The sequence below is a fragment of the Micromonospora sp. CNZ285 genome (assembly GCF_004637285.1).
In genome coordinates this window covers 933,326-957,424 of sequence record NZ_SPQD01000001.1, presented here as the reverse complement: position 1 = coordinate 957,424, position 24,099 = coordinate 933,326, and the positions used below count along the sequence as shown (strand labels likewise).

Genomic DNA, 24,099 nt, shown 5'->3' with positions numbered 1-24,099 from the left:
CTCGATGGTCACGTGACAGGATCGGTCAGGTGCCCAAGGTCAACGTTTATCTGCCCGACGCCCTCGCCGACCGCGTCCGCGAGGCCCGGCTACCGGTCTCCCGGATCTGCCAGACCGCACTGACCCAGGCCCTGGACGGCGCCGCGGGCGCGGCCCACGAGACCCCCGCCACCCGGTCGCTGCCCGCCGGGCTCACCCTCACCCCGCCGGCCAACCACCACGTCGCGGCGATCCTGCGCCAGGCGTACGCCCTCGCGTCCGCCTCCGGCGCGGTCACTGTGGAGCCGGCGCAGCTGCTGCGGGCCTTCCTCGACGAGGGCGAGAGCCTGGTGCTCAACACCGTCGAGCTGCTCGGATTCCCCGCCGCCACCATCCGGGCCGCCCTGGGTGACTCCCCCACCACGTCGGCGACGCCCACCGAGCCGGCCGCGTCGCCCGCCACCCGGGCGGTGCTGACGGCCGCCGCCGGCCAGGCCACCGCTCACGGCTCGGCCGTCACCACCGGCAGCCACCTGCTGCTGGGACTGCTGCGCGACGACGGCGACGCGGGCGACGTGTTGCGGCGTACGGGCGTGACCGCCGTGGTCACCCCCGCCGTGCTGTCCGCGCTCTACCACGGCGTCGCGTTCGGCCGGATGCTGCCCGAGCGCGACGCCGACACGACGGTCCTGCGCGTGATGATGCACGACGTCCTCGATCGGCTCGACCGGCTTCAGAAGCAGCTCGACGCGACGGAAGGTTGACGAGAGCCCGGCCGGGTGGCTCCGGGAGCGCGCCGGGGCTGGGTTACGCTGCGGGAAGCGCTGGTTCACCCGGTCGGCGACGGCCGGGTGTCGTAAGAGGGAACCCGGTGGAAGTCCGGGACTGCCCCGCAGCGGTGAGTGGGAACGACAGCCGTCAACAGCACTGGGCCACCGGCCTGGGAAGCGACGGCCGGTAGGCGACCTCGTGTCATGCCCGCGAGTCCGAAGACCTGCCCGCGTCGCGCGTACCACCGGTGCGCGCCGCCGTCGACCTCGCGGGTGGGTCGGGCGGGTGACACGTCGTACGCAGGGCCGTCGGCGTGTCCTCGACGTGCACACCCCGGCCGGTCGGCGGTCCGCTTCTGCGAGGACGGAACCGCACAGTGCCCGACACCATCACGCTCACCGGCCGACCACCGTCGGCCTCGCACCTGACCCTGTCGCAGATCATGGACCAGCACCACACCAACCTGATGGGCACGGTCCACGGCGGGCGCATCCTCAACCTGATCGACTCGGTCGCCGGTGTGGTCGCCGCCCGCCACTCCGACGGCCCGGCCGTCACCGCCGCCATCGACGAGACCGCGTTCCTGCGCGCGGTACGCGTCGGGGACGTGGTCCACGTGGACGCCCGGATCACCTGGGCCGGCCGCAGCTCGATGGAGGTGGCGGTGAAGGTCAGCGCGGACCGGTGGGACCGCGCCGTGCCGCCGGTGGACGTGGCGACCGCGCACCTGGTGATGGTGGCGGTGGACGACGACGGCCAGCCCCGGCCGGTGCCGCCGCTGCACGCCGAGACCGACGGCGACCGGCGGCGCTACCGGGAGGCGCAGATCCGGCGCGAGCACCGGCTGGCGCTGCGCCGGGCGCTGCTCGACGGCGCCGGGGAGGGCTGAGCGGTGCTCGGACTGTCGGCGGCCACGCTCGCCGGTTACCTGGCCGCGATCGTGGTGCTCATGCTCACCCCGGGGCCGGACATGATGTTCGTGCTCGCCAACGCCACCCGGTACGGCGCGCGGGCGGGCGCGGTGGCCGCACTCGGGGTCGCCGCCGGGGAGGCGGTGCACGTCGCCGCCGTGGTGGCCGGGCTCGCCACGCTGATCGCCGCGTCGCCGGTGCTGTTCACCGCGATCCGGTGGGCCGGTGCGGCGTACCTGATCGTGCTGGGCCTGCGGGCGCTGCGCGGCACGGGCCGGCCCGGCGCACCCGCGGACCGGCCGGACGGCGGGTGCGCCGTGCGGGCGTTCCGGCGCGGGCTGCTGACGAATCTGCTCAACCCGAAGATGATCCTGTTCAGCGTGGCGTTCCTGCCGCAGTTCGTCAGGCCCGACGCGGGCCCGGTGGCGGCGCAGCTGGTGCTGCTCGGGGCGCTGTTCGTCGCGGTGCAGCTCGCCGTGGACCTGGCGCTCGGCGTGGGCGCCGGACGGTTCGCCGGGCGGTGGGCCGACAGCCGCTGGTCGCGGCGCGTCGACCGGCTCTGCGCTGTCGCCTTCGTCGCGCTCGGCGTCCGGCTGGCCGCCGGCTGAGACGCACCGGGGCGAGTGGCGGAGCGCGGTGCGGGCGTCGGCGGCGAACTGGCGATGATCATGACGCCGTGTCCCGGAGTGGGGGCGTCACGTGGGCAGGCGGGCGGGCTCAGCGGGCGCGCTCCGCCGTCTCCAGCGGCGGCTCCGCCGGCGTCCCGGACGCGGGCGGCCGCTCGCGGTCCAGGTGCAGGCGCAGCAGCACCCAGCCCAGCGACACGGCGCCGATGAACACGTACGCGGGCTGGGTGCCGAACGTGTCCCAGCAGGTATGCAGCGTGACGGCGGCGGCGAAGGTGAGCAGGAACGCCGCCAGTTTCCGGCCGCCGGGCGCGGCGGCGAACGTGAACAGCGCGGCGGCGGTCAGCCCGGTCCAGGCCAGGTGCGCGGCGGGCGCGGTGAGACCGCGTACCAGCAGCGTCCGCTCGACCGCGCCGAGGTTGCCCTCCGACCCGACGAACGCGGCGAACGCGTAGCCCATGGTCTCCAGCGCGGCGAACCCGGCGCCGGAGGCCACGCCGATCACCAGACCCTGCGCCGGGGACGGATGCCGCCGCCACAGCAGCAGGATGCCGGCCGGCACGATCAGCTTGGCGGTCTCCTCGGCCAGGCCGACGAGCGCCATCGGCAGGACGCCGAGGCGGTGCAGCGTGCCGTACTCCAGCCAGCCGGCGGCGACCACGCCGACCACGCCGCCGAGGAGCGCGGCGACGCCGACGACGGAGCCGGGGACCGGGCGGCGGGCCGGCCGGCCCTGGGCGAAGGCCAGGAACGTGGCGGGCGCGACGCACGCGCCGAGCACGATCAGCGCCGGGACGAACGTGACGGTCCCGGTGCCGGCGAGTGTCTCCAGCACCAGCAGGTGAAGCCCGACGCCGACGAGCAGGACCGCCACCCACGCCCAGCGGCGTCCGGTATTCCCCATACCGCCGAGTATCGCGCCCGCCGGGTCGCGCCGGAATCGGGGGTAGGCACTGTGGACGGTGAGATCATTCCGACACGCCGACACGACATCTGGTGTTGCACGGAAGCCCTCACCGCCATATATGGTGGTGCCGCAGCTGGTTCGGCCGAACCCTCCGGGGCGGGGCCGAGGCAAGAGGGAACCCGGTGGGAATCCGGGACTGCCCCGCAGCGGTGAGTGGGAACGACAGCCGTCAACAGCACTGGGCCACCGGCCTGGGAAGCGACGGCCGGTAGGCGACCGGCGACCCCGGTCGGGCCCGCGAGTCCGAAGACCTGCCAGCGCGCCGTACGCCTCCGCGTACGGCGGCCGGAGGTCGCGCGGGACGACCGACGCCAGCAGCCGGGCCGGCCGCGTGCCGCGCCCGTTGGCGTCTCCCGCCGTCTCCAGACGGTGACAGCGAGGAGAGGTCATGACTGTCGTGCAGGAGAGTCCCCCGTCCGCCACCGGCGGGTCCGAGGCCCGCCGGCCGGCGATGCGGGTACGCAAGCGGGACGGCGACACCGAGCCGGTGGACGTCGGGAAGATCGTCCGGGCGGTCGAGCGCTGGGTCGCCGACCTGGACGAGGTGGACCCGCTGCGGGTGGCCACCAAGACGATCAGCGGGCTCTACGACGGGGCGACCACCGCCGAGCTGGACCGGTTGTCGATCCAGACCGCGGCGGAGCTGATCGGCGAGGAGCCGCAGTACTCGAAGCTGGCGGCGCGGCTGCTCGCCGCGTACGTGGACAAGGAGGTCCGCGGCCAGGGCGTGGCGAGCTTCAGCCAGTCGATCGCGTACGCGCACGGGCTGGGCCTGATCGGCGACGAGACGGCCGCGTTCGTGGCCCGGCACGCCCGCAAGCTCGACGACGCCGTGGACCCGGACGGCGACCTCCGGTTCGAGTACTTCGGACTGCGCACGGTGGCCGACCGTTACCTGCTGCGGCACCCGCAGACGCGGCTGGTGGTGGAGACGCCGCAGTACTGGCTGCTGCGGGTGGCCTGCGGGCTGTCCCGCACCCCCGGCGAGGCAGTCGGCTTCTACCGGCTGATGTCCAGTCTGGCCTACCTGCCCAGCTCCCCCACGCTGTTCAACTCCGGCACCCGGCACACCCAGATGTCGTCGTGCTTCCTGGTCGACTCGCCGCGCGACGAGCTGGACTCGATCTACGAGCGGTACCACCAGGTGGCGAAGCTGTCGAAGTTCTCCGGCGGCATTGGCATCTCCTGGTCGCGGGTGCGCGGCCGGGGCGCGCTGATCCGGGGCACGAACGGCCGGTCCAACGGCATCGTGCCGTTCCTCAAGACACTCGACGCCGGGGTGGCCGCGGTCAACCAGGGCGGCCGGCGCAAGGGCGCGGCCTGCGTCTACCTGGAGCCGTGGCACCCGGACGTGGAGGAGTTCCTGGAGCTGCGGGACAACACCGGTGAGGAGTCGCGGCGTACGCACAACCTCAACCTGGCCAACTGGATCCCGGACGAGTTCATGCGCCGGGTCGAGGCCGACGGCGAGTGGTCGCTCGTCGACCCGTCGGACGCCCCGGAGCTGCCCGACCTGTACGGCGAGGCGTTCGACGCCGCGTACCGGGCGGCGGAGAAGAACGCGGTGCGCACGGTGAAGGCCCGGGACCTGTACGGGCGGATGATGCGCACGCTCGCGCAGACCGGCAACGGCTGGATGACGTTCAAGGACGCCGCGAACCGCCTGTCCAACCAGACCGGTGAACCGGGCAACGTGATCCACCTGTCCAACCTGTGCACCGAGATCCTGGAGGTCAACGACGACGCCGAGACGGCGGTGTGCAACCTCGGCTCGGTGAACCTCGGCGCCCACGTCACCGCCGACGGGGTGGACTGGGAGCGGCTGCGCGCCACGGTCCGCACCGCCGTGGTGTTCCTCGACCGGGTGATCGACATCAACTACTACCCGGCCGAGCAGGCGGCGGCGTCGAACCCGCGCTGGCGGCCGGTCGGGCTCGGGCTGATGGGGTTGCAGGACGCGTTCTTCACGCTGCGCCTGCCGTTCGACTCGGCGCAGGCCCGGGAGCTGTCCACCCGCGTGCAGGAGGAGATCCTGCTGACCGCGCTGGAGACCTCCGCCGGGCTGGCCGAGCGGTTCGGCCCGCATCCGGCGTACCCGCAGACCCGGGCCGCGAAGGGTGACCTGCACCCGGACCTGTGGGGCGCGGAGCCGGCGCAGGCCGGACGGTGGGCGGCGCTGCGCGAGCGGATCGCCGCCCACGGGCTGCGCAACTCGCTGCTGGTGGCGATCGCGCCGACCGCCACCATCGCCTCCATCGCCGGCTGCTACGAGTGTGTGGAGCCGCAGGTGTCCAACCTGTTCAAGCGCGAGACCATGTCCGGGGAGTTCCTCCAGGTCAACACGTACCTGGTGCGGGAGCTGAAGGCGCGCGGGCTGTGGACGCCGCAGGTCCGCGACCGGATCAAGCGGGCCGAGGGCTCGGTGCAGGACATCGCCGAGCTGCCCGCGCCGGTGCGCGAGCTGTTCCGCACCGCCTGGGAGCTGCCGCAGCGGGCGCTGATCGACCTGGCCGCCGCGCGGGCGCCGTTCGTCGACCAGTCCCAGTCGCTGAACCTGTTCCTGAGCGCGCCGACCATCGGCAAGTTGTCCTCGATGTACCTGTACGCCTGGAAGGCCGGGCTGAAGACCACGTACTACCTGCGTTCCCGTCCCGCCACCCGCATCCAGCAGGCCACCGTCGCCCCGGTGCTCGCCCCGGTCTCCGGCGTGGTCTCCGCCGTGAGCGACGACGAGGCGCTGGCCTGTTCCCTGGAGAACCCCGAGAGCTGCGAGGCATGCCAGTGACCACCACCGCACCGACCCGGCACATGCTGCTCGACCCCGGCATGGACCTGACCCTGCGGCCGATGCGCTACCCGCGCTTCTTCGACCGGTTCAAGGACGCGATCAAGAACACCTGGACGGTCGAGGAGGTGGACCTGCACTCGGACCTCGCCGACCTGGCGAAGCTGTCCCCGGCCGAACGGCACCTGGTGTCGCGGCTGGTGGCGTTCTTCGCCACCGGCGACACCATCGTCGCCAACAACCTGGTGCTCAACCTCTACCAGCACGTCAACTCGCCCGAGGGGCGGCTCTACCTGTCCCGGCAGCTGTTCGAGGAGGCGGTGCACGTCCAGTTCTACCTGAACCTGCTGGACACGTACGTGCCGGACGAGAAGGAACGGTTCGCCGCGTTCGACGCGGTGGAGAACATCCCGTCGATCGCCCGCAAGGCCGAGTTCTGCTTCCGGTGGATCGACTCCGTCTTCGAGCTGCGCGAGCTGCGGACCCGCGCGGACCGGCGGGCGTTCCTGCTCAACCTGATCTGCTTCGCCGCGTGCATCGAGGGCCTGTTCTTCTACGGCGCGTTCGCCTACGTCTACTTCCTGCGCTCCCGGGGCCTGCTCAACGGGCTGGCCTCCGGCACCAACTGGGTGTTCCGGGACGAGTCGATGCACATGGCGTTCGCCTTCGACGTGGTGGAGACCGTACGCGCCGAGGAGCCGGACCTGTTCGACGCCGAGATGGAGCGGCAGGTCCGGGAGATGCTGGCCGAGGCGGTGGAGTGCGAGGTGAGCTTCGCCGAGGACCTGCTCGGGCAGGGCGTGCCCGGCATGTCCCTGGCCGACATGCGCGAGTACCTCCAGCACGTGGCCGACCGGCGCCTCGCCGTGCTCGGCATCGCCCCGATGTACGGCAGCGGCAACCCGTTCGCGTTCATGGAGTTGCAGGACGTGCAGGAGCTGTCCAACTTCTTCGAACGCCGGGTGTCGGCGTACCAGGTCGGGGTGACCGGCTCGGTCACCTTCGACGACGACTTCTGACCGCCGCCCCCGCCCCGGCCGTCACGGCCGGGGCGGGACCGGGCTCTCGCCGGGCAGCGCCGTCGCCCGGACCCGCCCGATCAAAGCCACCACGGCGATCGCCATCACGGCCACCACCACGAACGCGCTGCGCAGGTTCAGGGCACCGGCGAGCAGGCCGATCACCGGCGCCGCGAGCAGCGCGCCCGGCCACTGGCCCATCGCCACCACCGAGACGCCCTCGCCGGAGGTGAGGCCCGGCTGCTCGCCGGCGAAGCCCAGCACCGTCGGGGTCACGCACGCCAGGCCGAAGCCGAGCAGTCCGAAGCCGGCCATCACCGCGGCCGGATGGGGGTACGCCACCGGCAGCGCCACGCCGACGGTGGCGACGAGCGCGGACAGCCGGACGAAACGGATCCGCCCGAACCGGCCGGCCAGCCGGTCGCCGACCAGCCGGGCGACCGTGGCGGCCAGCGACAGACAGGTGTACGTGGCCGCGGCGAGCACCGCTGCGGCGCCCGCCACCTCGGTCGCGTACAGCGCGCTCCACTGTGCGCCGGCCATCTCGATGAACGAGGCGAGGAACGCGATCACCGCGAGCAGCAGCAACTGCGGGGTGAACCGGTCGCGCAGCCGGCGCCGGTCCTCGCCGTTCTTCGTCTCCTGCCGGGGCGTATCAGGCAGCCAGCGGTGCGTGCCGACCAGCAGCGCGCCCAGCAGGACGCTGGTGACGGCCATCTGCGCCGACGGGGACATCCCGATCGCCGCGGCGCCGGTGCCGCAGAGGCCACCGGCCAGCATGCCGATGCTGAAGCCGGCGTGGAACGTGGACAGGATGGGCCGCCCGTAGCGCTTCTGCACCTCGACCGACTGGGCGTTCATCGGCGTGGCCAGCAGGTTCGCCGCGAAGCCCCAGACCGCCAGGCCGCCGACCAGCGCCACCACAGTGGTGGACGCGGCCAGCAGCGGCGCGTTGAGCAGGATCAGCGCGGCCCCGGCCAGCGCCAGCCGGCGGGTGTTGATCCGGCTGATCAGCACCGCCACCACGACCAGGGAGACCAACTCCCCGGCGTTCGTGGCGATGTTCGCCAGGCCCCAGCCGGTGTTGCCGACGCCTACCGCGTCCCGTACCTCCGGCACGCGGGCCGACCACCCGCCGATGGCCAGGCCCATGATGACGAAGAGCAGCGCCACCGACCAGCGGGCCCGTACGGCCGAGCGTGGCACCGGCGGCGCGGGCTGCTCCGTCGTGTGCTGGTTCGTCGAGGTGTCCGTCATGGTCGTCGTACCTCTCTCCGATCGGTCCGTCGGGACTCCTACCCGATCGCGTGGTCGAGGAAGCACGCACCGTCAGGAAGGCGTACCCGTTCCGGTGTGGTGCCCGGGTCGGTGACGAGCGCCGAGACCACCGCGACGTAGTCGTCGATCAGGCCGCGGACCAGGTCGTCGCCGAAGACGCCCCGGTTGCGGATCACCACGCCGCCGGCCCGGTCGTCGTCCACCACGACGATCGGTGAACCCCGCTTGACCCAGACGGGCAGGCACTCGGGCGGCACGTCGGCGGCGACCACCGGCGACGGGGTGCCGGGCGCGGCCCGGGCGGTGATGTCGACCGGCTCCACCCGCAGGCCCGGGCAGTGCAGCACCGGCGACGCCGACGCGGCGGACTGGAACCAGGCGTCGAACAGGTGGTTGTCCGGCCAGGGGCGGATCGCCGCGAAGTCGGGGCGGACCGCCCGGGCCACCCGGTGGAACGAGGTGGCGTGCGCGACGGCCCCGGCCAGCGAGGTGTGCGCGGCGTCGACCACAGCGCTCATCGGCGCGTCCGGCGCGACGTCGACCGGCAGGTAGACGTTGTTGGTGAACTGACTGACGAGCTGCCGGGACAGCGGACTCTCCCGGCCCAGCGTGGTGGTGCCCAGCACCACCCGCCCCCGTCCCGCCCGCCGCGACAGCAGCACCAGGTACGCGGCGAGCAGCAGCACGTACGGGCTGGTGCGGGCCCGCCGGGCGGCCGGGCGCAGCCGCGCGGTGACCTCGGGCGGGAACGCGAAGCGGGTGGCCACCTCGGCGCTGAGTGCGACGTCCGGCGCCGGTGGCGAGGCCGGGAACAGCTGGTACGGCTCCACCGGTCGCAGCCGGTCCCGCCAGTACGCGGCCCGGGCGGCGGCGTCGACGCCGTCGCCGGCCTGCTCCGCCTCCTGGAGCGCGGCGAGCGCTGTGGGGTCCACGCCCAGCGGCGGCTGCGGATCGGCGGCGCCGAGCCGGGCCGCGTACGCCTGGCACAGGTCCTCCACCACGACGCGGCACGACCAGCCGTCGGAGACCATGTGGAAGAAGCAGAGCGCGAGCACGTGCTCGGTCTCGGAGAGCCGGACCAGGGCGGCCCGCCACAGCGGCGCCCGGCCGGGGTCGAACGCGTCGTTGCGGTGCGCGTACGCGATCCGCTCGACGCGGGCCTGCTGCTCGGCCGGCGGCAGGCCGGACAGGTCGACGTACTCCAGCGGCGACTCGACGTGCGGCAGGATTCGCACCTCGGGCTCCACGCCGATGCGGTCGAACCGCATCCGCAGCGCGTCGTGCCGGTCCACCACGTCCTGCATCGCCTGCCGCAGCACGTCGACCCGCAGGACGCCCCGCAGCCGGCGGAACTCCACCACCACGAGCCGTGAGGCGCCGGGGTGGGCCGGGTCGAGCGCGGTCATGAACTCCCACATCATCTGCTGGCCGGGGGCCAGCGGGTACGTCGTCGGCACAACCACTCCCTCCGTCAGGCCGCCACCGGCGGCACGGCCACCGGCGCGACCGGTCGGCGGTCCGCCTCGTCCGGCCGATGGTCCGCCCCGTCCGGTCGGTGGCCCGCCCCGTCCGGCTGGTAGTCGGCCTCGTCCGGCGCGCGGAAGCCGGTGAAGAGCAGGTCGGGGCGGCCGAGCCGGAGCGACGTGACGAACGCGGCACCGTCGAACAGCGTCTCGATCGCCGCGCACGCCATCGACTCGGCCACCGCGCGCGGTCCCCGGTCGCCGCCGAGCCGGCCGGGTGTCTTCGCGGCGACCACCGCGGCCGCGACGGCCGGCACCGCGAGCAGACTGCGCCCACCGCTGCGCCGGGCGGTCAGCAGCCCGGCCAGCGCGGTCACGGCGAGCGTGCTGGCGGTGTTGAGCACGAACCGGCGCCGGTGCGGGTGGGCGAGGCAGAGCCACTGCTCGGAGCGCCCGTACGTGGTGAACCGGTAGGCGACCGCGCGGAACGTGTCGGCGACGCCGGTGTCGTGGGTGATCACCCCGTCCGGGTCGGTGAGCAGCACGTAGCCGGCGTCGGTGAGCAGCAGCCCGAGGTGCAGGTCCTCGCCGCCCAGCGGCATCGGGGAGTCCTCCGGGAATCCGCCGACCGCCTCGAAGACGGAGCGCTTCAGGGCCATGTTCGCCCCGGCGCCCCAGGACACGCGCTCGTAGTGCAGCGGCCGGGTCAGGTCGCCGAGCAGCAGGTACGAGCGGCGCATCACGCGGAAGAACGCGCTGTCGCCGGGCTCGACGACCACCGGGCCGGTGACGCCGGCGACCTCCTCGCCGGAGGCGCGCAGCCGGGCCGCGTACCGGGTGATCAGGTCGGCCGGCACCCGGCAGTCCGAGTCGGTGAACAGCAGCAGGTCGTACCGGGCGTGCCGGACGCCCAGGTTCCGTTTGGCGCCGACGTGCCGGGGGCCGCGCACGTAGCGGGCGCCGTACTCGGCGCAGGCGGCGCGGTGCGCGGCGGCCGCGCCGGGCGCCGAGTCGTCGACGACCACCACCTCCACCGGTTCCGGGCAGTTCGGGGCGGCGTCGCGCAGGCTGCGCAGCTGACGGCGCATCTCCGCCACCCGGTCCTTGACCGGGATGACGACGGAGACGCCGCGCGTGACGGCGTGGGGTTCGGTCGGTTCGCTCACGTGCGATGCGGATCGGCTCATGTCCCGAGGTTCGACCACCCGGATACAACGCCGATACACGGCGCCGGCCGGGCCGGCTACCGCGTGTGTACCGCTGATGTATCGATGGGCATCAAGGTCGAGGACATGACGACCTCCATCCCTCTCGACCGGCGGCTCGCCGTGGACGGTGGCCGGCCGGTCCGCCCACCCGACCGTCCATGGCCACGCTGGCCGATCCCCGCGCCGGACGCCGCCGGCAACCTCTCCGCGGTGCTGACCGGCGGCCGGTGGGCGATCAGCAGCCCGTCCGTCGGCGGCACCGACCTGTACGAGCGGCGCTTCGCCGCCGACTTCGCCCGCTACGTCGGCACCCGACACTGCGTGCCCGTCGACCACGGGTCGAGCGCCCTGGTGGTGGCCCTGGAGTCACTCGGCCTCGGCTACGGCGAGACGGTGCTCGTACCGGCGCTGACCTGGACCGCCTCCGCGACCGCCGCGCTGCGCGCCGGCCTGGTCCCGGTGCTCGTCGACGTCGACCGGGACACCGGCTGCGTCGGGCCGGACGACATCGACCTGTCGGTGGACCCGCGTGCCGTGGTCGCCGTGCACTGGGCCTCCAACATGGCCGACGTGCCGGCGATCGACGCGGTCACCCGGCCGCGCGGCATCTCCGTCGTGGAGGACTGCGCGCAGGCCCACGGCGCCACCTGGCAGGGCCGCCAGGCCGGCTCGCTCGGCCGGCTCGGCTGCTTCAGCTTCCAGCACGGCAAGGTGCTCACCTGCGGTGAGGGCGGGGCCGTGGTCACCGACGACGACACGCTCGCGCCGGTGCTCGAGGAACTGCGGGCCGACTCGCGCCGCTACCGCGACGACCGGACGCCGGCCGGCGAGCTGGACCTGGAGGAGAGCGCCGGTGTGCAGGGCGCCAACTTCTGCCTGAACGAGTTCTCCGCCGCCGTTGCCTGCGCGCAACTGACCACGCTGGACGAGCAGCACGACGTGCGCAACCACCACTACCGGCTGCTCGGCGAGCTACTGGACGGCGTCGACGGCGTACGGCTGCTGCAACCGGCGCCGGGCCAGACGCGCATCTCGATCTACGAGGGCACGATCGTCTTCGACGAGCTGCCGGCCGGCATGGACAACGCTGCCGTGGCCGCCGCGCTCACCGCCGAGCTGGGCCGGCGCTTCTACTGCACCGACGAGCCGCTGCACCGCAGCCGGCTGCTCCAGCCGTGGACGAAGCCGCTGCTCGCGCCGCTGGCCGAACGCTTCGCGGCGATCCACCGGGAGCGCACGTACCCCGACACCGAGTGGCTCGCCGCCCACACCGTCCAGACACACCACAGCACCTTCCTCGGCACCGAACAGGACATGGAGGACATCGCCGCCGCCGTCACCAAGGTGCTCACCCGCTGAACCGCGCCGTCCCGGCGCACCAGAGAAGGAGTCTTCCCGTGACCGTCACCCAACGCGAGACCTCGCACGCCCCGACCCCGTCCCCCGACACGGACGCGCCCGTCGGCGTGTGGCTCAACGGCGCCCGCGGTTCGGTCGCCACCACCGCGATCACCGGTCTGCTGGCGCTGCGCGCCGGCATGGCCGACTCGACCGGCTGCGTCACCGACACCGGCATGCTGCGCGACGCGCCGCTGGCGAGCTGGAACGACCTGGTGGTCGGCGGGCACGACATCGTCGACACCCCGCTGGAGAAGAAGGCCGAGTCGCTCGTCGACTCCGGCGTCATCCCGGCGCCGGTGCTGGCCGCCGTGCGCGGCAGCCTGCCCGAGGTCGAGCAGAACCTGCGCACCGGGTACGACGCGCGTACCGAGACCGCACCGCTGGCCGAGGTGGTCGACCGGCTGGCCGGCGACATCGAGGAGTTCCGCAGCCGCCACGGGCTGTCCCGGGTCGTCGTCATCAACGTCTCCTCGACCGAGCCGCCGGCCGACCACCGGCCCGAGTACGACGACCTGGACGCGCTGACCCGCGCCATGGCCGACCCGGACGACAAGGCGCTGCCGGCCAGTTCGGTGGTCGCGTACGCGGCGTTCCAGGCCGGTTGCGGCTTCGTCGACTTCACCCCGTCCACCGGGGCCCGGCTGCCCGCGCTGGAGATGATGGCGCAGCGGGAGCGCGTGCCGTTCGCCGGCTCCGACGGCAAGACCGGGGAGACGCTGCTGCGTACCGCCCTGGCGCCGATGTTCACCAGCCGCGCCCTGCACGTGCTCTCCTGGGCCGGGGTGAACCTGCTCGGCGGCGGTGACGGCGCGACGCTGGAGGACCCGCGCAACGCCCGCAGCAAGCTCAGCTCGAAGTCGGGCGTGCTGCCCGCGCTGCTCGGTGAGGACGTCACCGCCCCGCTGCACATCGACAACGTGCCGGACCTGGGCGACCACAAGACCGCCTGGGACCACGTCTCGTTCGAGGGGTTCCTCGGCGTCCGGATGTCCATGCAGCTGACCTGGAGCGGGGTGGACTCCACGCTGGCCGCCCCGCTGGTGCTCGACCTGGCCCGGCTGACCGCGGCGGCACACCGTGCCGGCCACGTCGGCCCGATCGAGGAGCTGGGGTTCTTCTTCAAGGACCCGATCGGCACCGACGAGCACGCGCTGGCCGAGCAGGCGCAGGCGCTCGCCTCCTGGGCCAACGGGCTGGACGGCCGCACCGACAGCTGACCTTCGTACCGGCCGCCGGCGCGGCACCCACCGCGCCGGCGGCCCCGCCCCACGTATCCGTAACGAGGAGTCCCCCATGTCCCACCACGTCCCGAACGCGCCGGACCGGCCGAGCACGGATCCGGTGTGGACGCCGATCCTGACCGGTCTGCACGCGACCGCGCTGGACTGTCTCCAGACGAGCTTCGCCCTGCTGGCCGACCACGCGAACGGGTCCGGCAGCCACCTCGCCCTCGGCGCCCGGTACGGGTTCCACACCCGGGACCAGGACGGCCTGGTCACCGTCGAGGCGACCTCGGACGACCGGGCCGCCGAGGCGGTCGACCTGCTGGGCCTGCGGGTGGAGGGCCGGTGGATGCAGCTCGACGGCCCGCAGGTGCGCCGGCTGTCCGCCCCGGGCCAGCCGCTCTACGTCACCGCCGACGCGTACGACCTGCCCTGGTGCCCCTACCACGAGCACGAGCACATGCGGCACAGCTTCCTCGTCACGGCCGCCGCGCCGGACGAGGTCACAGTGGTCGACGCGTACCACAACGACACCGCCTGGGGCCCCGCGCGTCCCGGCGTGTGGCGGCTGCCCGCCGCCGCGTTCGACACGGCACTGGCCGGCGGCGCGCACACCCTGGCGGTGACGGCGCACCCCGCCCCGGAGATCGACGTGCCCGCCATGCTCGCCGGCAACGCCGCCCGGGCCGGCCGGGCCCGCCCGGAGATCCACAACTATCTGACCCGCACCGGCGCCGCCCTGGACACGGTGGCCGGGCTGCACCGCTTCGTCCTCGACGTCTGGCTGCTGGCCCGCGCCCGCGACCTGCACGAACGCTGGCTCGCCGCGGTCGCGCCGGAGGCCGCCGCCGCGCTGGCCGGGCAGGCCGCGCGCTGGCAGCAACTCGCCACGCGCAGCTACGTGGCGCTGCGGCGGGCCCAGGCGGGCCGGCCGGCCGCGCCGGAACTGGCGGACGCGCTCGGCGAGCTGATCGCCGACCACCTGGCCGCGCTGGAGTCGATCGCCGGCGCGACCGGCGACGACGCCGCGCGGCCCGCGCCGGAGAGGGCCGGTGACGACGGCGTACGCGCGGCGGTGCTCGGCGCGCTCGGCGACACCCTGGACCTGGACGGCTCGGCCCTGCGCACCACCGACGTGCTCCGGGAACTGCCCGGCTTCGACTCGTTCCGGCTGGTCGACGTCATCGACCGGGTCGAACGCCGGCTCGGCGTCGAGGTTCCGGCCACCGCGCTGTCCGCGGCCGACCTGCGCGACGTCGGCTCCCTGTGCGCCATGTTCGGCGCCGCCACCGGAGGTGCCCGATGAGTACCGAACTGCTGCACGACCTGCTGGACCGCACCGCCGACGCGCGCTCCGACGCGCCCGCCGTCGGGGACGGGACAGTCGAGTTCACGTACCGTCAGGTGCGGGCCGACAGCCTGCGCCTGGCCGGCTGGCTGCGCGGGCAGGGCGTCCGGCGCGGCGACCGGGTGCTGGTGGCGCTGCCCGCCGACGCGACCCTGCCGGCGCTGCTGTACGCGGTCGCCCGGGCCGGCGCGGTCTTCGTCGTCCTCCGGACGCCGGCCCCCGAGGTCGCCCTCGCCCACGTGCTCGACGACGCCGAACCGGGCCTGGTCCTCACCGACGACCCGGTCCTGACCGGCCTGTCCCGCGCCCGCGGCGTCCCGGTCCACGGGGCGGCCGAGGCGCGGCGCGCCGCGTCCGACGCGGCGATCGGCGGCGGATCCGCCGGTCCGGCCCCGCTCGCCGTCGACCCGGTCTGCCTGATCTACACCTCCGGCAGCACCGGCATGCCGAAGGCAGTGGTGTCCACGCACGCCCAGGTCACGTTCGCGGTGCAGGCGATCCAGTCGGAGCTGCGCTACCGGCCCGACGACGTGGTGCACGTCCTGCTGCCGCCGTCGTTCGACTACGGCCTCTACCAGATCTTCCTGAGCACCGTGGCCGGGGCCCGGCTGCGCCTCGGTGATCCCGGGGACACCGGTGGCCGCCTGCTGGCGACCCTCGTCGAGTCCGGCGCCACGGTGCTGCCCTGCGTACCGTCGCTCGCGATCAACCTGCTGCGGCTGCTCGGCCGGGCCGGCGCGCCGCGCCCGCCGCTGCGCCTGCTCACCAACACCGGCGCGGCCATGCCGCCGGAGGTGCTGGCCGGCCTGCGCCGGCTGCTGCCCGGCCTGACCGTCCAGCTGATGTTCGGACTCACCGAGTGCAAACGCGCGGCGATCATGCCGCCGGACGCCGACCTGCGCCGGCCCGGCGCCTGCGGGCGGGCGCTGCCCGGCACCGAGATCTTCACGGTGGACGCCGAAGGGCGGCGTCAGCCTCCGGGCGTCCGCGGCGAGCTGGTGGTACGCGGCCCGCACGTGATGGCCGGCTACTGGCGGCGGCCCGAGCTGACCGCGCAACGCTTCCGCCGCGCCCACGGACTGTTCCCGCAGCTGCACACCGGCGACCACGGTCACGTGGACGCCGACGGGTACGTCCACTTCGCCGGCCGGCGCGACGACGTCTACAAGGAGAAGGGCACCCGGGTCAGCGCCACCGAGGTGGAGGCCGCCGCGTACCGGGTCGACGGCGTGGACGCGGCCGGGGTGCTGCCGCCGGCCGACGGCCGCGACGGCGCGACGCTGTTCGTGGTGGCCGAACTGACCCCCGCCGACGTGCTGCGCCGGCTGCGGGAACAGCTGGAGGAGATGAAGGTGCCGGCGCGCTGCGTCGTGCTGCCCGACCTGCCGCTGACCGGCAACGGCAAGGTGGACCGGCGGGCGCTGGCCCGGCTGGCGGGTGAGCACCGTGGCTGACCTGCCCTTCGACACCCCGGCGTACCGCTACGACCTGGCCCGGGTACGTGCCAGCCACGCCACCCTGGTCGCCGCGCTGCCCGCGCCCAGCCGGCTGTTCTACTCGCTCAAGGCCAACCCGCACCCGGCGCTGGTCGCGGCACTGCACACCGCCGGCTGCGACGCGGAGGTCTGCTCCCCGGGCGAACTGGCCGCGGCGCTGCGAGCCGGCGTGCCGGGCGACCGCATGCTCTACACCGGACCCGGCAAGCGCGACGCCGAGGTGACCGAGGCGGTACGCGCCGGGGTCCGCTGGTTCTCCGTCGACTCGCCGACCGGCCTCGACCAGGCCGACCGGATCGCCGCCGCGCACGGCGTCGAACTGCGCTGCCTGCTGCGCGTGAACGACCGGGTGCCCAACCCGGGGCAGGGGCTGACCATGACCGGCGTCGCGTCGCAGTTCGGCGCCGACGCCGACTGGATCGAGCAGGAACCGCAGCGGTTCCGCTCCCGCCCGTCCGCCCCGGTACGCGGCTTCCACCTCTACACCGGCAGCAACGTCGACTCGGTGGACGCGCTGGTGGCCCAGTTCACCACGGCGGCGCGTACCGCCCGGCGGCTGCGGGACCTGCTCGGCATCGACCTGACCCTGCTCGACCTCGGCGGCGGCTTCGGCGCGCCGTTCGCCCGGCCCGGCCACAACGCGGACCTGACCGGCCTCGCCGACCGGGTCGCCACCGCGCTGGACGACCTCTTCCCCGCCTGGCGCGACGGCACACCCGAGGTGGCCTTCGAGTCCGGGCGGTTCCTCACCGCCACCGCCGGCACGCTGCTGACCCGCGTGCTGGACGTCAAGCGGTCGCAGGGCACGCCGGTGGTGGTGCTGGAATCCGGCATCAACCACCTCGGCGGGATGTCCGGCCTGCGCCGGCTGCCGCCGCTCGTGCCCGCCCTGCACGCCGCCGACGGACGCGACGGCGCGCCGCTGGAGGCCGCGATCGTCGCCGGGCCGCTGTGCACACCGCTGGACACCTGGGCCCGCGCCGCGAACCTGCCCGACGTCCGGCCGGGCGACGTGCTCGCCGTGCCGAACGTCGGGGCGTACGGGCTCTCGGCGAGCCTGCTGGCCTTCCTCGGCCACCCGGCGCCGGTCGAGGTCGTCTGCGACGGCGACCGCGTCGTCGAGACGTCCCGGCTGACCCTGACGCGGCACCCGGTCGACGCGCCGGGCGCCCCTGCCGAACCCCGAGAAGAAAGGTGACGTCATGAACGCCGAATTCACCGAGTTGCTCCGCCCGTTCCTCAAGTTCGCCGGCGCGGACGAGATCACCGAGGAGTCGCGCCTGCGCGACCTCGGCCTGGACTCGATGCGCGAGATCGAGCTGCTGTTCGCCATCGAGGACACGTTCGGGGTCGCCGTGCCCGACGACAAGCTGGTCGACTCGACCTTCGCCACGGCCGGCGGGCTGTGGGGCGTGGTCGAGGAGCTGCGCGCCCCGGTCGGCGGTGGTTCCCGATGACCGCGGCCGCCGGGTACGCCCCGGCCGTCGAGACCGTCGCCGACGTGGCGGCGGAGCACGCCCGCCAGTCCGACGAGGACGCCGCCTTCCCGACCGAGGCGCTGGCCGCCATGCGTCGTACCGGGCTGCTGGGGCTGCTGGTCCCGGCCGCCGAGGGCGGTGCCGGCGGCACACTGCCGGACCTGGTCGACGTCACGCTGACGCTGGGCCGGGTGGACATGTCGGTGGCGATGGTCTTCGCCATGCACTGCCAGCAGGTCGCCGCGATCACCGCGTACGGCGGGGAGAAGCTGCGCGCCGAGGTGCTGCCGGCGGTGGCCCGGGGCGAACGGTATCTCGGCTCGGTCACCACCGAGGCCGGCAAGGGCGGTCACCTGCTCACCGCCGAGTCGGCGCTGGAGCACGACGGCGAGATGCTGCTGATCGACAGGCAGGCGCCGATCGTCACCGGCGGCCCGTACGCGGACGCCTTCCTCATCACCACCCGCGCGCCGGGGGGCGGCTCGGCCGCCCAGGTGGACCTGGTCTACGCCGACCGGGACCAGGTGGAGACCGAGGTGACCGGCGGGTGGCGCCCGCTGGGCATGCGGGCCACGCACAGCGTGCCGATGCGGCTGCGCGGCGCGGTGCCGCAGTGGCAGGTCATCGGCGAGCACGGCGGGTTCCGGGAGATCGCCACCCGGGTCTTCGCGCCGCTGGCCCACGTCGGCTGGTCGGCGGCCTGGATCGGGGCGGCGGCCGGCGCGTACGCCCGGGTGCTGCGGCACGCCCGCAGCGAGGCGGGACGGCGGCAGTTCGCCCCCTCCTCCGAGCTGGTGCTGCTCCGGCTGGCCGGCATCCGCACCCGGCTGGACGCGGCGCACGCGCTGCTGCGGCACACCGTCGCGGTGGTCACCGACGCGCCGGACATGTCGGCGGCGCCGGTGCAACTGCTGCTCAACACGCTGAAGATCCGCGCGGCCGAGGAGTCCTTCGCCGCCGCCGACGAGCTGGTCGAGCTGACGGGCCTGCGCCACGGCTACCTGACCGACTCGCCGCTGACGCTGGAGCGCACCTTCCGGGATCTGCGCTCGGCCTCGCTGAACTACGCCAACGACCGGCTGCGCCTGGCCAACGGGGCGTTGTCGCTGCGCGACCCGGGGGTGCGTCTTGCCTGAGCCGACGCCGGCCGGGGACGACGCCGCCGCACTGCGGGCCGCCCTGTCCGATGTGGACCCCACCGACCCCGGCGCGGTGTGGCGCGCGCTGGGCGCCGCCGGCATCATCGAGGCGCTCTACCCGGACGGCGTCCAGCCGGACCCCCGGCGGCTGTCGGCGCTGCTCACCGAACTGGACGCCCGGTGCCCGCTCGGCGTGACGCTGTCGGTCTGCGTCCAGGTCGCCACCGTACTGCCGCTGCTGGCCGGCGTGACCGGCCCGGCGGAGGCCGCGCGGCGCGGGATGCTGCGCGGCGAGACGGTGGTGGCGCTGGCCGTCACCGACGCCGCCGGGTCGGGCTCGGACCTGCTCGACGCCACGACCCGGGTGAAGCTGGGCGACGACGGCGCCGTCCTGGACGGCGGCAAGGACTGGATCACCAACGCGACGAGCTGCGACGCGGCGCTGGTGCTGGCCCGGCACCGCGAGGCGCGGCACTTCACCAGCTTCTGCTGGCTGCTGGTGCCCGCCGCCGCGCCGGGCGTGACGGCCGGGTCCGCCGGGCGGGCGTTCGCCGGGTCCGGCGTGGGCCACCTGCGCTTCGCCGGCGTGGCGCTGGGCCCGGACGCCGTGCTGGGCCGCCCCGGCCGGGCGCTGGCCGGGTTCGCCCGGCAGGTCGGCGTCGAACGGGTCGCCGGTGCGCTGTGGGCCCGGGCGATGTGCCACCGGATGCTGGCCGGCCTGCACGACTGGCTGCGGCGGCGACCGGCCGGGGCGGGCACGCTGTGGGACCGCCCGGCGGTCCGCGAGCGGTACGCCCGGTGCCTGGTCGCCACGCACCAGCTCGACGCGCTGTGCGCGCCGCTGCTGGACGCGCCGGCCGCCGTCCCGTCCGCGGTCACCGGGATGCTGCTCAAGGTCAGCGCCGCCGAGACCGTGGACCGGGTCGCCGCCGAGGCGGTGCGCCTGCGCGGCGCGGACGCGTTCCGCGACGGCGGGGAGGCGCAGCTACGTACCGAGGCGGCCATGTTCGGCATCGCCGGTGGCGCCACCGGCGCGATGCTCGCCGGCATCGCCGACCACGCCGACGAACTGGCGGGCGCGGTGACCTGAGCACGACGTCCCGCGCCGGTGGCGCCGGAAGACCGATCGACGACAGCACAGTGAAGGGAGCAACGCCGTGAGTCTCTACTCCTGGTTCGAGCGGACCGTGGCACGCGTGCCCGAAGCGGTCGCGCTGGAGGTCGGCGGGGAGCCGGTGAGCTACCGCCGGCTGCGCGACCTCGCCGACGGCCTCGCCGGGCGGATCCACGCCGAGGTGGGCCACCGCCCGCGCGCGGTCGGCCTGCTGGCCGCCCGCAGCCTGCCCGCGTACGCCGGTTATCTGGCCGCGCTGCGCGCCGGAGCGGTGGTGGTGCCGCTCAACCCGGCCTTCCCACCGGCCCGCACCGCCCGGCAGTGCCGGGACGCGGGCGTGGACGCGCTCGTGGTCGACGACGCCGGCGCCGCGACCGCGGCGCAGGTCGCGGGCGACGCGGTGACGGTACGCCTCGACGGCGCGCCCGCCGTCCCGCCGCCGGCCGCCCCGGTGGCGCCGGACGACGTGGCGTACCTGCTGTTCACGTCCGGCTCGACCGGGCGGCCCAAGGGCGTGCCGGTCCGGCACCGCAACGTGGACGCGTTCCTCGCGTACTGCCGGGACCGCTACCCGGCCGGCCCGGGTGACCGGCTGTCGCAGACCTTCGACCTGACCTTCGACCCGTCCGTGTTCGACATGTTCGTCGCCTGGGGCGGCGGCGCCACGCTCGTGGTGCCGCAGCCGGACGAGGTGCTGACGCCGGTGCGGTTCGTCAACGAGCGACGGATCACGCACTGGTTCTCGGTGCCCTCGGTGGTCTCGCTGGCCCGCCGGATGCGGATGCTCTCCCCCGGCGCCATGCCCGGCCTGCGGCACAGCCTCTTCGCCGGCGAGCCGCTGACGCTGGAGCAGGCGCGGGCGTGGGCCGCGGCGGCACCGGGCAGCGTGGTGGAGAACCTCTACGGTCCCACCGAGCTGACCGTGACGTGCACCGGTCACCGGCTGCCGGCGGATCCGGCGGCCTGGCCGGTGACCTCCAACGGCACCGTGCCGATCGGCGACGCGCACCCCGGGCTGGACGCGATCCTGCGCGCCGAGGACGGCGCCGTCGGCGTGGACGACGGTGAGCTGTGCGTGCACGGGCCGCAGCGGTTCGACGGCTACCTCGACCCGGCCGACGACGAGGGGCGGTTCGTCACGTACGCGGGCCGCCGGTACTACCGCACCGGTGACCGGGTCCGGCGCGAGCACGGCACGTTCGTGCACCACGGCCGCCTGGACGACCAGGTGAAGCTGCGCGGCTACCGGATCGAGCTGGGCGAGATCGAGATGGTCCTGCGCGGCCACCCGGAGGTGCAGGACGCGGTGGTGCTGGCGTTCGGCGCGGGCGACGACGTCTCCCTGCGGGCGGTCTACACCGGCGCCGCCGGGATCACCGACGAGCTGACCCGCAGGTGCGCGGAGCGCCTGCCCGCCTACATGGTGCCGGCGCGGATCCACCACGTGGCCGCGCTGCCCACGAACGCCAACGGCAAGACCGACCGGCGGCGGGCCGCCGACCTGGTCGGCAGCGCGACGAGAGGAGCACGGTGATGACCGGCACAGGGAACGGACCGGACCAGGAGCGGGCGTTCCGGTCGGTGGCCGGGCGGTTCGCCACCGGAGTGGCGGTGGCGACCGCCGTCGGGCCCGACGGACCGGTGGGGATGACCGTCAACTCCTTCACCACCGTGTCGCTGTCACCCCGGATGCTGCTGGTCTGCCTGCGGCGGGACTGCCGGCTGCTCGGCGCGGTGCGCCGTACCGGCCGGTTCGCGGTGACGGTGCTCGGCGACGACCAGCGCGAGGAGGCGGCCTGGTTCGCCAGCCGCGGCCGGCCTGCGGGCGCCGAGGGCTTCGCGGGTGTGGCATACGACGACGAGCGGGCGACCGGTTGCCCGCGCCTGACCGACGGGGTGGCGTACTTCGGCTGCGAGGCGGTCTCCGCGGACCCGGCCGGCGACCACGCGGTGCTGATGGGCGCGGTCCGCTCCGCCGGCCTGCTGCGGCCGAACCCGCCGCTGCTGTTCGTGGACGGCGGCTACGCGCGCGTCGCCGCGCCGCGGGAAGCGCAGGTGACGCGATGAGCATCGGCGCCGCTCCCGGCGACCTGCGCCACCTGAGCCTGCGCGCGGCGCGGGCCGGGGCGGACGCGATCCGCGAGGCGCGCGGCCGGGGCCTGCAGACCGAACACAAGGGCGGCGCGGCCCAGGACCCGGTGACCAGCGCCGACCACGCCAGCGAGCGGGCCATCCTCGGCCTGCTCGCCCGCGACCGGCCGCAGGACGCCGTGCTGGCCGAGGAGTCCGGGGCCAGCGACGGCTGCTCCGGCCTGCGCTGGATCGTCGACCCGCTCGACGGCACGCTGAACTTCAGCCACGGGGCGAGCCGCTACGCGGTCAGCATCGCGGTGGCGACCGGCTGCGACGTGGGCGACGGCCGGGTGGTCGCGGCCACCGTGCTGCAACCGGACACCGGCGCCTGCCTGGTACTCGACGACGACGGCGCGCTCGACGGCGACGCACCGGTCGCGGTGAACCGTGAGGCCGAGCCGGGGCACGCCCTGGTGGCGTTCGCGGTGCCGAACGCGCCGGGGCCGCGACGGCGGGCGTACCAGGCGCTCGTCGGCGTCGCGCCCCGCGTCGCCGACCTGCGCAACACCGGCTCCACGGTCTGCGACCTGGCGGCGGTGGCCCGCGGGGAACTGGACGCGTTCGTCAGCTTCGACCCCGCGCCGTGGGACATCGCGGCCGGCGCCGCGCTGGTCGAGGCCGCCGGCGGCGTGAGCCGGCGGTGGGGCCACGACGGGTTCGAGGTCTTCGCCACCGGCGCGCCGGCCGTGGTGGCCGCGCTGGCCGGCTGGCTGGGCGACGACGGTACGGACGGCCGCGACGGCATCGACGGCCGCGACGACACCGACGACACCGACACCGACGAGGAGAGGGGAACCGACGATGACCGGCAGCGATGAGTTCCGGCTGGCGCTGGTGGGGGCGGGCCGAATGGGCCACCACCACCTGCGCGCCCTGGCCGACCACCGGAGCGTCCGGATCCGGTACGTGGTCGATCCGGTTCCGGCGGCACGGGAGGCGGTCACCGCCGCCGGACTGCCGGCGTACCCGAGCGTGGAGGACCTGCTCGCGGACGCCGTGCCGGACGCTCTCCTGGTGACCGCGCCCACCGGGCGGCACGGCGCGCTGGTCGCGGCGGCCGCCAAGGCGGGGCTGCCGGTGCTGTGCGAGAAGCCGGCCGGGCTCGGCCCGGTCGAGGCGGCGGAGACGGGCCGGGTGGCCGCCGCGGCCGGGATCCCGTTCCAGGTCGCCTACTGGCGCCGGTTCGTCCCGCAGCTACGACGGCTGCGGGAGCGGATCGCCGGCGGCGAGCTCGGCGAGATCCTGTTCGTGGCCGCGGCGCAGTGGGACGGCGAACCACCGGCGGCGGCGTTCCGCACCGGCAGCGGCGGGATCTTCGTGGACATGGGCGTGCACGAGTTCGACCAGATCCGGTGGCTGACCGGGCAGGAGATCGACCGGCTCGCGGTGCAGCCGGCCGGACCGGTCACCGACCCGGCGGTACGCGGCCGGGACGTGGACAGCGCGCAGGCGTTGCTCGGCCTGTCCGGCGGCGGCACCGCGCTGGTGTCGCTCGGCCGGCACCACCGGGGCGGCGACATGGCGACGGTGGAGGTCTTCGGCACCCGCGACCACGAGCGGCTGACCTTCCTCGACCCGGCCGACGGGGACGCCACCATGTACGCGGCCCTGGCCCGTCAGGCGGAGGACTTCGCCGGGCTGGTCCGGGAGGGCCGGTCGGCGGGCGCCGGAGTGGCGGACGCGGTGGCGGTGCTCGACGCGGCGCGGCGGGCGACGGCGCAACTGACCCCGGGTCACGAAGTACACACCGTTCGGTGACT

General features: G+C 74.7%; 21 protein-coding genes and 2 riboswitches. Of the genes, 17 read left to right on the top strand and 4 right to left on the bottom strand.

Going from position 1 to position 24,099, the window contains the following annotated elements:
• Positions 1–29: 29 nt before the first annotated feature.
• From CLT75_RS04360 to CLT75_RS04350, 3 genes are all read left to right on the top strand, one after another.
• Positions 30–743: a Clp protease N-terminal domain-containing protein gene (locus CLT75_RS04360; RefSeq protein ID WP_135239588.1), complete on the top strand. Its 714-nt coding sequence runs from the start codon at positions 30–32 to the stop codon at positions 741–743.
• A gap of 44 nt (positions 744–787) precedes the next feature.
• Positions 788–995, top strand: a riboswitch (cobalamin riboswitch).
• Positions 996–1,126: 131 nt separating this feature from the next.
• Complete coding sequence (locus tag CLT75_RS04355; RefSeq protein WP_030268885.1) at positions 1,127–1,639, top strand: acyl-CoA thioesterase; 513 nt, start codon at positions 1,127–1,129, stop codon at positions 1,637–1,639.
• Between the two features lie 3 nt (positions 1,640–1,642).
• Positions 1,643–2,269, top strand: coding sequence for a LysE family translocator (locus CLT75_RS04350; protein WP_135239587.1), 627 nt, complete (start codon positions 1,643–1,645; stop codon positions 2,267–2,269).
• 109 nt (positions 2,270–2,378) lie between these two features.
• Here the strand turns inward: CLT75_RS04350 and CLT75_RS04345 are convergent, their stop codons facing one another.
• Positions 2,379–3,191, bottom strand: a complete 813-nt coding sequence (locus tag CLT75_RS04345) for a PrsW family glutamic-type intramembrane protease (protein WP_135239586.1) — start codon at positions 3,189–3,191, stop codon at positions 2,379–2,381.
• A gap of 120 nt (positions 3,192–3,311) precedes the next feature.
• Positions 3,312–3,526, top strand: a riboswitch (cobalamin riboswitch).
• Positions 3,527–3,642: 116 nt separating this feature from the next.
• On the opposite strand from CLT75_RS04345, the gene CLT75_RS04340 reads away from it, so the two are divergent.
• Positions 3,643–6,039, top strand: coding sequence for a ribonucleoside-diphosphate reductase subunit alpha (locus CLT75_RS04340; RefSeq protein ID WP_135239585.1), 2,397 nt, complete (start codon positions 3,643–3,645; stop codon positions 6,037–6,039).
• On the top strand, positions 6,030–7,058 hold the full coding sequence (locus CLT75_RS04335) for a ribonucleotide-diphosphate reductase subunit beta (RefSeq protein ID WP_135239584.1): 1,029 nt from the start codon (positions 6,030–6,032) through the stop codon (positions 7,056–7,058). Before CLT75_RS04340 ends, CLT75_RS04335 begins: the two co-directional genes overlap by 10 nt.
• A 21-nt stretch (positions 7,059–7,079) precedes the next feature.
• Here CLT75_RS04335 and CLT75_RS04330 read toward each other — a convergent pair whose 3' ends face one another.
• Genes CLT75_RS04330 through CLT75_RS04320 form a run of 3 tightly spaced genes read right to left on the bottom strand, consistent with a single transcriptional unit; the run spans position 7,080 to position 10,986 of the window.
• Positions 7,080–8,315 (bottom strand): MFS transporter, encoded by a 1,236-nt coding sequence (locus CLT75_RS04330; protein ID WP_135239583.1) that lies wholly within the window; start codon positions 8,313–8,315, stop codon positions 7,080–7,082.
• A gap of 38 nt (positions 8,316–8,353) precedes the next feature.
• Entirely contained in the window at positions 8,354–9,793 is a 1,440-nt protein-coding gene (locus tag CLT75_RS04325; RefSeq protein ID WP_135239582.1) for a condensation domain-containing protein, read from the bottom strand.
• A 14-nt stretch (positions 9,794–9,807) separates the two neighbouring features.
• On the bottom strand, positions 9,808–10,986 hold the full coding sequence (locus CLT75_RS04320; protein ID WP_135239581.1) for a glycosyltransferase: 1,179 nt from the start codon (positions 10,984–10,986) through the stop codon (positions 9,808–9,810).
• Between the two features lie 105 nt (positions 10,987–11,091).
• On the opposite strand from CLT75_RS04320, the gene CLT75_RS04315 reads away from it, so the two are divergent.
• From CLT75_RS04315 to CLT75_RS04260, 12 genes are all read left to right on the top strand, one after another.
• Entirely contained in the window at positions 11,092–12,366 is a 1,275-nt protein-coding gene (locus tag CLT75_RS04315; protein WP_486485056.1) for a DegT/DnrJ/EryC1/StrS family aminotransferase, read from the top strand.
• Between the two features lie 38 nt (positions 12,367–12,404).
• Positions 12,405–13,625 (top strand): inositol-3-phosphate synthase, encoded by a 1,221-nt coding sequence (locus tag CLT75_RS04310; protein WP_135239579.1) that lies wholly within the window; start codon positions 12,405–12,407, stop codon positions 13,623–13,625.
• A gap of 76 nt (positions 13,626–13,701) precedes the next feature.
• Positions 13,702–14,937, top strand: a complete 1,236-nt coding sequence (locus tag CLT75_RS04305; protein ID WP_135239578.1) for an acyl carrier protein — start codon at positions 13,702–13,704, stop codon at positions 14,935–14,937.
• Positions 14,934–16,433 carry a class I adenylate-forming enzyme family protein gene (locus CLT75_RS04300; RefSeq protein WP_135239577.1) on the top strand — a complete coding sequence of 500 codons (1,500 nt, stop codon included), beginning with the start codon at positions 14,934–14,936 and terminating at the stop codon, positions 16,431–16,433. Before CLT75_RS04305 ends, CLT75_RS04300 begins: the two co-directional genes overlap by 4 nt.
• Positions 16,426–17,673: a type III PLP-dependent enzyme domain-containing protein gene (locus CLT75_RS04295; RefSeq protein ID WP_135239576.1), complete on the top strand. Its 1,248-nt coding sequence runs from the start codon at positions 16,426–16,428 to the stop codon at positions 17,671–17,673. The genes CLT75_RS04300 and CLT75_RS04295 overlap by 8 nt, the downstream gene beginning before the upstream one ends.
• 4 nt (positions 17,674–17,677) lie before the next feature.
• Positions 17,678–17,932 (top strand): phosphopantetheine-binding protein, encoded by a 255-nt coding sequence (locus tag CLT75_RS04290; RefSeq protein WP_135239575.1) that lies wholly within the window; start codon positions 17,678–17,680, stop codon positions 17,930–17,932.
• Positions 17,929–19,089: an acyl-CoA dehydrogenase family protein gene (locus tag CLT75_RS04285; RefSeq protein ID WP_135239574.1), complete on the top strand. Its 1,161-nt coding sequence runs from the start codon at positions 17,929–17,931 to the stop codon at positions 19,087–19,089. Before CLT75_RS04290 ends, CLT75_RS04285 begins: the two co-directional genes overlap by 4 nt.
• Positions 19,082–20,182: an acyl-CoA dehydrogenase family protein gene (locus CLT75_RS04280; RefSeq protein ID WP_135239573.1), complete on the top strand. Its 1,101-nt coding sequence runs from the start codon at positions 19,082–19,084 to the stop codon at positions 20,180–20,182. The genes CLT75_RS04285 and CLT75_RS04280 overlap by 8 nt, the downstream gene beginning before the upstream one ends.
• A 67-nt stretch (positions 20,183–20,249) precedes the next feature.
• Positions 20,250–21,740, top strand: a complete 1,491-nt coding sequence (locus CLT75_RS04275) for an amino acid adenylation domain-containing protein (protein WP_135239572.1) — start codon at positions 20,250–20,252, stop codon at positions 21,738–21,740.
• Positions 21,740–22,273, top strand: a complete 534-nt coding sequence (locus tag CLT75_RS04270) for a flavin reductase family protein (protein WP_135239571.1) — start codon at positions 21,740–21,742, stop codon at positions 22,271–22,273. The genes CLT75_RS04275 and CLT75_RS04270 overlap by 1 nt, the downstream gene beginning before the upstream one ends.
• Positions 22,270–23,157, top strand: coding sequence for an inositol monophosphatase family protein (locus CLT75_RS04265; RefSeq protein ID WP_135239570.1), 888 nt, complete (start codon positions 22,270–22,272; stop codon positions 23,155–23,157). The genes CLT75_RS04270 and CLT75_RS04265 overlap by 4 nt, the downstream gene beginning before the upstream one ends.
• Complete coding sequence (locus CLT75_RS04260; protein ID WP_135239569.1) at positions 23,141–24,097, top strand: Gfo/Idh/MocA family oxidoreductase; 957 nt, start codon at positions 23,141–23,143, stop codon at positions 24,095–24,097. The genes CLT75_RS04265 and CLT75_RS04260 overlap by 17 nt, the downstream gene beginning before the upstream one ends.
• Positions 24,098–24,099: the final 2 nt, after the last annotated feature.

Coding starts and splice junctions, on each gene's coding strand:
- CLT75_RS04345 (WP_135239586.1), bottom strand. CDS start 3,191: ATGGGGAATACCGGACGCCGCTGGGCGTGGGTGGCGGTCCTGCTCGTC.
- CLT75_RS04340 (WP_135239585.1), top strand. CDS start 3,643: ATGACTGTCGTGCAGGAGAGTCCCCCGTCCGCCACCGGCGGGTCCGAG.
- CLT75_RS04335 (WP_135239584.1), top strand. CDS start 6,030: ATGCCAGTGACCACCACCGCACCGACCCGGCACATGCTGCTCGACCCC.
- CLT75_RS04330 (WP_135239583.1), bottom strand. CDS start 8,315: ATGACGGACACCTCGACGAACCAGCACACGACGGAGCAGCCCGCGCCG.
- CLT75_RS04320 (WP_135239581.1), bottom strand. CDS start 10,986: ATGAGCCGATCCGCATCGCACGTGAGCGAACCGACCGAACCCCACGCC.
- CLT75_RS04315 (WP_486485056.1), top strand. CDS start 11,092: ATGACGACCTCCATCCCTCTCGACCGGCGGCTCGCCGTGGACGGTGGC.
- CLT75_RS04305 (WP_135239578.1), top strand. CDS start 13,702: ATGTCCCACCACGTCCCGAACGCGCCGGACCGGCCGAGCACGGATCCG.
- CLT75_RS04300 (WP_135239577.1), top strand. CDS start 14,934: ATGAGTACCGAACTGCTGCACGACCTGCTGGACCGCACCGCCGACGCG.
- CLT75_RS04290 (WP_135239575.1), top strand. CDS start 17,678: ATGAACGCCGAATTCACCGAGTTGCTCCGCCCGTTCCTCAAGTTCGCC.
- CLT75_RS04285 (WP_135239574.1), top strand. CDS start 17,929: ATGACCGCGGCCGCCGGGTACGCCCCGGCCGTCGAGACCGTCGCCGAC.
- CLT75_RS04270 (WP_135239571.1), top strand. CDS start 21,740: ATGACCGGCACAGGGAACGGACCGGACCAGGAGCGGGCGTTCCGGTCG.
- CLT75_RS04265 (WP_135239570.1), top strand. CDS start 22,270: ATGAGCATCGGCGCCGCTCCCGGCGACCTGCGCCACCTGAGCCTGCGC.
- CLT75_RS04260 (WP_135239569.1), top strand. CDS start 23,141: ATGACCGGCAGCGATGAGTTCCGGCTGGCGCTGGTGGGGGCGGGCCGA.